Source organism: Mycobacterium sp. 4D054 (assembly GCF_052245755.1).
Classification (GTDB): domain Bacteria; phylum Actinomycetota; class Actinomycetes; order Mycobacteriales; family Mycobacteriaceae; genus Mycobacterium.
Genome location: NZ_JBQQCF010000005.1, coordinates 185,945 through 195,308, shown reverse-complemented (window position 1 = coordinate 195,308; position 9,364 = coordinate 185,945). Strand labels below are relative to the sequence as shown.

Genomic DNA, 9,364 nt, shown 5'->3' with positions numbered 1-9,364 from the left:
TCATCAAACAAGACACCAAAAACTGGCATCCAAAAACAACCCACCCCTAAACGGGAAAAAGAGGCAGGCCAAAAAACAACAAACAAAAACCACCAAACACACTATTGAGTTCTCAAACAACACGCCCGAGTCTTGTGACCGACCCTTTTCAGGGCAACCCTGCCAGCTTAAACTATCTCGTCCAGCTAGTCAAGACTCTGTTCTCCGCGTTTCCGCGGCGACTCGATTAGATTAGAACTTGCCTTCTTTCGAAGTCAAATCCGCTGGTCAGAGGGGCGCAGCCGTTTTACAGCCGCACAAGATCTAGCTTACCCGCTCGATCTCGGCGCCGAGGCTGAGCAGATTTTCCACGAACTTCGGGTAGCCGCGATCGATGTGGAACACGTCGTGAACTTCGGTGTCGCCGTCGGCGACCAGGCCTGCGAGCACCAGCCCAGCGCCCGCGCGGATGTCGGAAGACCACACAGGCGCACTGGAAAGCTGGGGAATCCCCCGCACCACGGCATGGTGACCGTCGGTGCGGGCGTCGGCTCCGAGCCGGATCATCTCTTCGACAAAGCGGAAGCGGGCCTCGAACACGTTCTCGGTGATCATCGATGTGCCGTCCGCGACCGCCGCCAGGCCGATCGCCATCGGCTGCAGGTCGGTCGGGAAGCCGGGGAACGGCAGCGTCGCGACGTTGACCGCCTTCGGACGCTCGTATTGAACGACCCGGAAACCGTCGTCGGTCTGGGTCACCGTGGCGCCGGCGTCGTGCAACTTGTGCAGCACCAGCTGCAGGTGCGCCGGGTCGACGCCCGTCACCGAGATATCCCCGCGCGTCATCGCCGCGGCTATCCCCCAGGTGGCCGCGACGATCCGGTCGCCGATCACCCGGTGTTCGGTCGGGTAGAGCCGGTCGACGCCGGTGATCGTCAGTGTCGACGATCCCGCACCGCTGACTTGGGCGCCCATCTGGTTGAGCATCGTGCACAGGTCGACGACGTCCGGTTCGCGCGCGGCGTTGTGGATCGTCGTGACCCCCTCGGCCAGGACGGCGGCCATGAGGATGTTCTCGGTCGCACCGACCGACGGGAACTCCAACTGGATCTCTGCGCCGTGCAGAGAATCGGCCTCGGCCACCACGCAACCGTGCTCGATGTTGCACCTGGCACCGAGCTGACGCAGACCCGCCTGGTGCATATCCAGGGGCCGCGACCCGATGGCATCACCGCCGGGAAGCGCCACCTTCGCCTTCTTGCACCTGCCGACCAGTGGTCCCAGCACACACACCGACGCGCGGAATTGGCGGACCGCGGCGAAGTCGGCGTCGTACTTGAGCTCGTCGGGCGAGGTTATCCGGACGACGTCTCCATCGAGTTCCACGGTTGCGCCGAGTCCGCGCAGCACCTCGGCCATCAACGGGACGTCGAGGATGTCGGGACAGTTGGTGATCGTGCTGGTGCCCTCTGCGAGCAGCGCCGCGGCCATCAACTTCAACACACTGTTCTTGGCGCCCCCGACGGCCACTTCGCCCGATAACCGGCAACCGCCGGTCACCACGAAACGCTCGCTCACGCCGGTCAGTGTAAACAGCGTGCTGGGCCATGTCAGGCTGCCGAGCCGCGGCCGAAGGGCACGGCCCGGTACCGTTTTGGCATGGCAGTGCACCTGACGCGGATCTATACGCGGACCGGCGACGATGGCACCACCGGGCTCAGCGATTTCAGCCGGGTTTCCAAGAACGATGCACGGTTGTCGGCCTACGCCGACTGTGACGAAGCCAACGCCGCAATCGGGGTTGCGGTCGCGCTCGGCCACCCTGACGAGCGGATTCTCGAGGTTCTGCGCCAGATCCAGAACGACCTGTTCGATGCAGGCGCCGATCTGTCGACGCCGGTGGTGGCCGACCCCGAATATCCGCCGCTGCGCATCCAGCAGAGCTATATCGACCGTCTGGAGGCCTGGTGCGACGAATTCAACGAGGGCCTGCCGGCGCTGAACTCGTTCATCCTGCCCGGCGGCACCGCGCTGTCGGCGCTGCTGCACGTGGCCCGCACCGTGACCCGCCGGGCAGAGCGGTCCGCCTGGCACGCCGTCGAGACCCACGGCGACGCGGTCAGCGTGCTGCCCGCCAAGTATCTGAATCGGCTCTCGGATCTGCTGTTCATCCTGTCGCGAGTGGCCAACCCCGACGGGGACGTGCTGTGGCAGCCGGGCGGGCAGCGTCAGTAGGAGGACTCAGTAGGATCTCCGGCGCGCCCGGGGAGACGGGCGGGACTCCAGCCAGGATGTGAATGCCGTCAGAGCGCCTCGATCCAAGGCGATCTCGTAGCCGCGACCACGCTCAGGGCTCGTGTCGCGCAGCTCCAGGACGATGATCTCGTCGGTCATGATGTCGAATTCGTCGCCCCGTGGTGAACGCCGGGCGACGATCTCGAGCCCGCGCCGGCTCAGAGTGCGGTCGGGCCACCACCGCAGGCTTGACAGCCGATAGAACCCGGCTTCTCCACCCCGATATCTCATCACTCCGTGCCGCCAACCGTGGCCACCGACCGCGGGAAAATCCCGCAGGATCGCGGCGGTACCGCCAACCTGCCGCAGTTTCCACAGCCGGTAGGACAGCGTGATGACGACGAGCAGAAGGACACCGACGAGCGCGACCATGAACAGCATGGACGCGCTCATCGGCAGTCAGTCCAGTTGGCCCAGGGCGCGCAGGCGCGCGCGACCCCATGCCGCGGTCCGCTCGTCGTCGGACTCCGCGTCCTGCTTGGCCTCGTCGGCGTTGATCTCCGACTCGAACGCCGCGTTCTCGACGAGGATCCGAACCGCTTCCTCGGTGACCGACAGGAATCCGCCGTCGACGGCGATGCGCAGATCGTCCTCACCTTCGCGCTCGACCCGCACCATGGCGTCGTCGACCAGCTGCGCCACCAGCGGGATGTGGCGGGGCAGGATGCCGATCTCACCGGCGGTGGTGCGGGTGAACACGAACGTCGCGTCCCCCGACCACAGCTCGCGCTCCACGGCGACGATCTCGACGTGCAGGTCAGCCATGCCGCACCACCTTCCGCTGAATGCTCTTCGCGCAGACGCTCAACGCGCCGGTGCCCGCCACACTCACAGCTTGGCGCCGAGGCTCTCGGCCTTCTTCGCCAGATCGTCGAGACCGCCGATGAGGAAGAACGCCTGCTCCGGCAGGTGGTCGAAATCGCCCTTGGTGAGCTTGTCGAAGGCCTCGATGGTCTCCTTCAACGGCACCGTGGAGCCCGGCTGGCCGGTGAACTGCTCGGCGGCCATCATGTTCTGGCTCAGGAAACGCTCGATACGGCGCGCCCGGTTCACCAGCTGCTTGTCCTCTTCGGACAGCTCGTCGATACCGAGAATCGCAATGATGTCCTGAAGGTCCTTGTAGCGCTGCAGGATTCGGATGACTTCCTGGGCCACGCGGTAGTGCTCGTCACCGACGACGGCCGGGTCGAGGATCGTCGACGACGACGCCAGCGGATCCACCGCGGGGAAGATGCCCTTCGAGAACACCGACCGGGAGAGCTCGGTGGTCGCGTCGAGGTGGGCGAAGGTGGTGGCCGGCGCCGGGTCGGTGTAGTCGTCGGCGGGCACGTACACGGCCTGCATCGAAGTGATGGACCGGCCACGGGTCGAGGTGATGCGCTCCTGCAGCTCGCCCATCTCGTCGGCCAGGGTCGGCTGGTAACCCACCGCGGACGGCATACGGCCGAGCAGGGTGGACACCTCGGAGCCGGCCTGCGTGAACCGGAAGATGTTGTCGATGAACAACAGCACGTCCTGACCCTGCTCGTCACGGAAGAACTCCGCCATCGTCAGCGCCGAGAGCGCGACGCGCATACGGGTGCCCGGCGGCTCGTCCATCTGGCCGAACACCAGCGCGGTGTCCTTGAGCACGTTGGCGTCCTCGAGCTCGACCCACAGGTCGTTGCCCTCACGGGTGCGCTCCCCCACGCCGGCGAACACCGAGGTACCACCGAAGTTGCGGGCGATGCGGTTGATCATCTCCTGGATGAGCACCGTCTTCCCCACGCCCGCACCGCCGAACAGGGCGATCTTGCCGCCGCGCACGTACGGGGTGAGCAGGTCGACGACCTTCAGGCCGGTTTCCAGCATCTCGGTGCGGGGCTCGAGCTCCGCGAAGGCCGGGGGCTTGCGGTGGATCGACCAGTGCTCGAAGTCCTTGCCGTAGCCGGGCTCGTCGAGGCAGTCACCGAGGGCGTTGAAGACGTGACCCTTGACGCCGTCGCCGACGGGCACCGAGATCGAGGAACCGGTGTCGGTGACCTCCACACCACGGACCAGGCCGTCGGTGGGCTGCATCGAGATGGTGCGGACCAGGTTGTCGCCCAGGTGCTGCGCGACCTCCAGCGTCAGCGTCTTGGACAACTCTTTGTAAGAGATCTCGGCGTGCAGCGCGTTGAACAGTTCGGGTACGGAGCCACGCGGGAACTCCACGTCGACCACGGGACCGGTGATCCGAACGACGCGGCCGGCAGTCTTTTCGGCGGTAGCTGTCATTTTCTCTTCGCTTCCTAAAGGGGCTTGCTTCTCAGACTATTTGGCGTCGGCCAGTGCGTTGGCGCCGCCGACGATCTCGCTGATTTCCTGGGTGATCTGCGCTTGGCGCTCGCGGTTGGCCGCCAGGGTCAACGCCTTGATCAGATCGTCGGCGTTGTCGGTGGCCGACTTCATGGCGCGCCGGCGCGAAGCCGACTCCGAGGCCGCTGCTTCGAGCAACGCGGCGTACACGCGGGTGGCGACGTAGCGCGGCAGCAGTGCGTCGAACAGGGTCTCGGGATCCGGCTCGAACGAGAACAGCGTGTGCGGGCCCTCCTCGGGCTGCTCGTCGCCGACGTACTCGACGACCATCGGGGCGATGCGGCGTGCCGCTGCCGACTGCGACAGCATCGACTTGAACTCGGTGAAGACGATGTGCAGTTCGTCGACACCCAGAATGCCGTCGGCACCCGCGTCGTCACCCTCATCGTCGGCGCCCGACATGAAGGCCGTCACCAGGGTGTCGGCGATCTCGCGGGCGTTCTCGTACGTCGGACGCTCCGAGAACCCGGTCCAGGACTCGACCACCTGGCGCTGACGGAAGCTGAAGTAGCCCAATGCCTTGCGCCCGACGGCGTACAGGACCGGTTCCTTGCCCTCTTCGCGCAGCAGCGAGAACAGCTCCTCGGCCTGCCGGAGCACGTTCGCGTTGTACGCGCCGCACAGCCCGCGGTCCGAGGACACCACCAGCACAGCGGCCCGCCGCGGGTTCTCCCGGGCGACGAGCAGCGGATGATCCAGCGCGCTGGCGCTCGCGAGCTCGGTGAGCATGTTGGTGATCTCAGCACTGTAGGGCCGAGCCGCCTCGACTCGGGCCTGCGCCTTGGCGATTCGCGACGTGGCGATCAGTTCCTGGGCCTTGGTGATCTTCTTGATCGACCCGGCGGAACGGATGCGCCCACGGAGCTCGCGCAGTGTTGCAGCCATCTAGCTCTCCAGACCTTCCCGGTCCTACTTCTTGGGGGCCGGCTTGCGGACCTTGACGGATTCCTTCTCGACGTCTGCCTCGTCCATCGCCTCAGCCTCGGCTTCGTTGACCACCACGGAGCTGCCGTCGGAAGCCGAGAAGCCCTTCTTGAACTCGTTGATGACGTTGACCAGCTTCTCCTCGACCTCCTCGGAGAGCTTCTTGCTCTCGCGGATGCTCTGCAGGATGTCGCTGTGCGAGGCCTTCAAATGCTCGAGCAGTTCCGCCTCGAAACGCGCCACGTCTTCGACAGGAACCGAATCCAGGTGACCGCCGGTGCCGAGGTAGATCGCGACGACCTGGTCCTCGACCGGGTACGGGGTGTACTGGGGCTGCTTGAGCAGCTCGACCAGGCGAGCACCACGATCCAGCTGCGCCTTGGAGGCGGCATCAAGATCCGAGGCGAACGCGGCGAACGCCTCCAGCTCGCGGTACTGCGACAGCTCCAGACGCAGCGAGCCCGCCACCTCCTTCATGGCCTTGATCTGCGCGGCACCGCCGACACGGGACACCGACACACCAACGTTGATGGCCGGACGCACGCCCTGGTTGAACAGGTCGGACTCCAGGAAGCACTGACCGTCGGTGATCGAGATGACGTTGGTCGGGATGAACGCCGAGATGTCGTTGGCCTTGGTCTCGATGATCGGCAGACCCGTCATCGACCCGCCGCCGAGCTCGTCGGACAGCTTCGCGCAACGCTCCAGCAGCCGGGAGTGCAGGTAGAACACGTCACCGGGGAACGCCTCGCGGCCCGGCGGGCGACGCAGCAGCAGCGAGATTGCGCGGTAGGCGTCGGCCTGCTTGGACAGGTCGTCGAAAACGATCAGGACGTGCTTGCCGTCGTACATCCAGTGCTGGCCGATGGCCGAACCGGTGTAGGGCGCCAGCCACTTGAAGCCGGCGGCGTCGGAGGCGGGGGCCGCGACGATGGTGGTGTACTCCATCGCACCGCCCTCTTCGAGAGCGCGCTTCACCGACGCGATCGTGGTGCCCTTCTGGCCGATGGCGACGTAGACGCAACGCACCTGCTGCTTGGGGTCGCCGGTCTCCCACGCCTCACGCTGGTTGAGGATGGTGTCGACACAGACGGCGGTCTTGCCGGTCTTGCGGTCACCGATGATCAGCTGGCGCTGGCCGCGCCCGATCGGGGTCATCGAGTCGATGGCCTTGATACCGGTCTGCAGCGGCTCGGACACGCCCTGGCGCTGAACCACCGACGGAGCCTGCAGTTCCAGTGCGCGCCGGGTGTCGGACTCGATGTCGCCCTGACCGTCGATCGGCTGCCCCAGCGGGTTCACCACGCGGCCGAGGAACGCGTCACCGACCGGCACCGACAACACCTCGCCGGTGCGCTTGACCTGCTGGCCCTCTTCGATCTTCTCGAAGTCACCCAGGATCACGGCGCCCACGCTGTGCTCGTCGAGGTTCAGTGCGACGCCCAGAACCCCACCGGGGAACTCCAGCAGCTCCTGCGTCATCACCGAGGGCAGACCCTCGACGTGGGCGATGCCGTCGCCGGCGTCGACGACGATGCCGATCTCTTCACGGTCGGACTCGGCGGTGAAGGAGGAGACGTAGTCCTCGATCGCCCCTTCGATGTCAGAAGCCGAGATTGTCAACTCTGCCATGGCTTTTCGTTCCTGCCTTCGTGTTTGTTACTGCTCGAGTTCTGGGGCGGTCAGTCCGGCAGCCCGGTGCGGGCCGCGGCCAACCGCGAGGAGATGGAACCGTCGATGACCTCGTCACCGACCGTGATCAGGAGCCCGCCGAGAACCTCGGGATCGATGTCGAGCTGAACCGACATCGGGCGTCCGTAGATCCGGCTCAGCACCTCGGTCAACCGGTTGCGCTGCGCGTCGGTGAGGTCGGCCGCTGCGGTGACCTGGGCGACGGCCTCGCCACGCCGGGACACCGCGAGCTCGGCGAGGTCGTTGACCGCGTCGTCGGCGGATTCACCGCGAATCAGGTCGACGGTCTGCGTCAATAGCGCCTTGGCGGTGTCGTTGACACCGTCGCTGCTGTCGAGGACCTTCGTCAGCAGGTTGACACGCTTGTCGGCAGGCACCGTGGTGTCGGCCAACAGCCTGCTCAGCTGCGGCTGCGAGTCGAGCAACCGGCCGAACCGGAACAGCTGGTCCTCGACCTCTTCGCTCTGCCCGTCACGCTCTGCGCGGACCAGCAGCGCCAGCCGGGCGACATGCTCGATCGCGTCGACCAGGTTCGCTTCGCTGGACCAGCGTTGCGCGACGGCGGTCTTGAGCAGATCCAGCGTGGCGTCGTCGACCTTGCCGCCGAACAACCGCTCGACGAGCCGCTCCTTCGCGGTGGCATCGTCGGCCGGTTCGGCGAGGTACTTGGTGAGCGTGGGCTCGTCGAGGAGCACCTTGGCCACCGCGGCCAGGTTGTCGGCCAACGCGGTCAGAGCGCCGGAGTCGGCATTCTCCGCGAGCGACTCGAACTTCTTGACCACTTCGGCGAGCGCCTCGCGGCTGGCGGCGCGCAGATTGAGCGACGCACCCGCCTCGAGCACCGTCGATGACGGAGCCATCGCATCCAGATCGTCGAGGAAGCGGTCGACCGTCGAGGACTGCGCGGCCGGATCGGACACATAGTTGCGGACGATCTCGGTGGCCTTCTCGACGGACTCCGCACCGAGACCGGTGCGCAGCTGCCGGATGAGCTGCTGGCGCATCAGCTGAACCTGCTGGGCGCCTTGGGCTTTGATCCGCTCGGCTTCAGCGTCGGCCTGCTCGGCAAGCTGAGCGGCGATCCGCTCGGAATCCTGCCGCGCTTCTTCGGTGACCTTGGCCCCTGCCGCCTTCGCGTCCTCGACCGCCTTGGCGTGCATCGCGTCGGCGTCGGCGAGCTTCTTGCTCGCTTCGGCACTCTCGGCCAGGGCGGCCCGCACAGCCTCCTGCTGCCGTTGCATCAGCCCCTTCACGGGCGGCACGACCCACTTGACGATGATGAACACGATGACGGCAAAGCCGATCAGCTGTCCGATGAAGATCGACATCTAACGACTCCCACCTGAATTCACGTCGACGCCCAGGATCCGACTGGCCAGCGTCGCGGACAGGCCGTCGACGGAGGACTGCAAATCCGACCGGGCGGCCGAACCCTGTTGCGACAACTGCTCGTCCGCGGACTGCACCGTCTCGGCGACCTCGCCACTGGCCGCTGCCCGCTTGTCGTCGACCACCTGGCGGCCCGAGACACGGGCCTCATCGCGGATCGACGAAGCCTCGCTGCGGGCGTCGGCCATTGTCTTGTCGTAGTCCGCCTGCGCCGCCGCGACCTGTTCGGCCGACTTGCGGTTGTCGGCAGCGGTCTTGGCCAGCATCGCCTCACGCTCGGCCAGGACCTTGCTGATCGGCGGCACAACCCATTTCGAGATCACGCCGAGCGTGATCAGGAAGATGAGCAGGACGGCGAAGAACGTGCCGTTGGGGATCAGGAAGTTACTGGTCCCTCCGCCCTCTTCGGCGGCGACGAGAGATGTGGTGAGCTCACCCATGCCGGTGGATTACTGCAGGCCCGGAGTGGCGAAGACGAACAGCGCCATGAAGGCCAGGTTGATGAAGTAGGCCGCCTCGACCAGACCAACCGTGATGAAGAACGGCGTGAACAGCCGGCCCTGAGCCTCAGGCTGGCGAGCGATACCGGCGATCAGGGCGTTACCGGCGATACCGTCACCGATACCGGCACCGATCGCGCCGCCGCCCATGATCAGACCGCCGCCGATCAGCGCACCAGCCGTGATGATGGCGTTGGGGTCGATTTCCATTCTCTTATCCTCCTTGATAACTGGGGGCGGTGCCGCCA

Annotated in this window: 10 protein-coding genes; 1 reads left to right on the top strand and 9 read right to left on the bottom strand. The window is 66.0% G+C overall.

What is annotated here, in order from left to right; translation table 11 throughout:
* Window positions 1-303: 303 nt before the first annotated feature.
* On the bottom strand, window positions 304-1,557 hold the full coding sequence (gene murA / locus ACTWP6_RS06670; RefSeq protein ID WP_260754615.1) for a UDP-N-acetylglucosamine 1-carboxyvinyltransferase: 1,254 nt from the start codon (window positions 1,555-1,557) through the stop codon (window positions 304-306).
* Window positions 1,558-1,638: 81 nt separating this feature from the next.
* Between murA and ACTWP6_RS06665 the strand changes: the two genes are divergently transcribed.
* Complete coding sequence (locus ACTWP6_RS06665; RefSeq protein WP_260754616.1) at window positions 1,639-2,214, top strand: cob(I)yrinic acid a,c-diamide adenosyltransferase; 576 nt, start codon at window positions 1,639-1,641, stop codon at window positions 2,212-2,214.
* A 6-nt stretch (window positions 2,215-2,220) separates the two neighbouring features.
* On the opposite strand, the gene ACTWP6_RS06660 is transcribed toward ACTWP6_RS06665, so the two are convergent.
* From ACTWP6_RS06660 to ACTWP6_RS06625, 8 genes are all read right to left on the bottom strand, one after another.
* Window positions 2,221-2,667 carry a DUF2550 domain-containing protein gene (locus ACTWP6_RS06660; protein ID WP_260754617.1) on the bottom strand — a complete coding sequence of 149 codons (447 nt, stop codon included), beginning with the start codon at window positions 2,665-2,667 and terminating at the stop codon, window positions 2,221-2,223.
* A gap of 6 nt (window positions 2,668-2,673) precedes the next feature.
* Window positions 2,674-3,039 (bottom strand): F0F1 ATP synthase subunit epsilon, encoded by a 366-nt coding sequence (locus ACTWP6_RS06655; RefSeq protein ID WP_260754618.1) that lies wholly within the window; start codon window positions 3,037-3,039, stop codon window positions 2,674-2,676.
* A 63-nt stretch (window positions 3,040-3,102) separates the two neighbouring features.
* Window positions 3,103-4,530 carry a F0F1 ATP synthase subunit beta gene (atpD, locus tag ACTWP6_RS06650; RefSeq protein ID WP_260754619.1) on the bottom strand — a complete coding sequence of 476 codons (1,428 nt, stop codon included), beginning with the start codon at window positions 4,528-4,530 and terminating at the stop codon, window positions 3,103-3,105.
* Between the two features lie 36 nt (window positions 4,531-4,566).
* Window positions 4,567-5,496, bottom strand: coding sequence for a F0F1 ATP synthase subunit gamma (locus ACTWP6_RS06645; protein ID WP_260754620.1), 930 nt, complete (start codon window positions 5,494-5,496; stop codon window positions 4,567-4,569).
* A 24-nt stretch (window positions 5,497-5,520) separates the two neighbouring features.
* On the bottom strand, window positions 5,521-7,167 hold the full coding sequence (gene atpA / locus ACTWP6_RS06640) for a F0F1 ATP synthase subunit alpha (RefSeq protein WP_260754621.1): 1,647 nt from the start codon (window positions 7,165-7,167) through the stop codon (window positions 5,521-5,523).
* A gap of 50 nt (window positions 7,168-7,217) precedes the next feature.
* Window positions 7,218-8,555, bottom strand: a complete 1,338-nt coding sequence (locus ACTWP6_RS06635; protein WP_260754622.1) for a F0F1 ATP synthase subunit B/delta — start codon at window positions 8,553-8,555, stop codon at window positions 7,218-7,220.
* The gene (locus tag ACTWP6_RS06630) at window positions 8,556-9,056 is read right to left on the bottom strand and encodes a F0F1 ATP synthase subunit B (RefSeq protein ID WP_260754623.1); all 501 of its coding nucleotides are present in this window, start codon (window positions 9,054-9,056) and stop codon (window positions 8,556-8,558) included. It lies immediately after the preceding gene.
* A gap of 9 nt (window positions 9,057-9,065) precedes the next feature.
* Window positions 9,066-9,320, bottom strand: a complete 255-nt coding sequence (locus tag ACTWP6_RS06625) for a F0F1 ATP synthase subunit C (RefSeq protein ID WP_197420417.1) — start codon at window positions 9,318-9,320, stop codon at window positions 9,066-9,068.
* Between the last annotated feature and the right edge of the window lie 44 nt (window positions 9,321-9,364).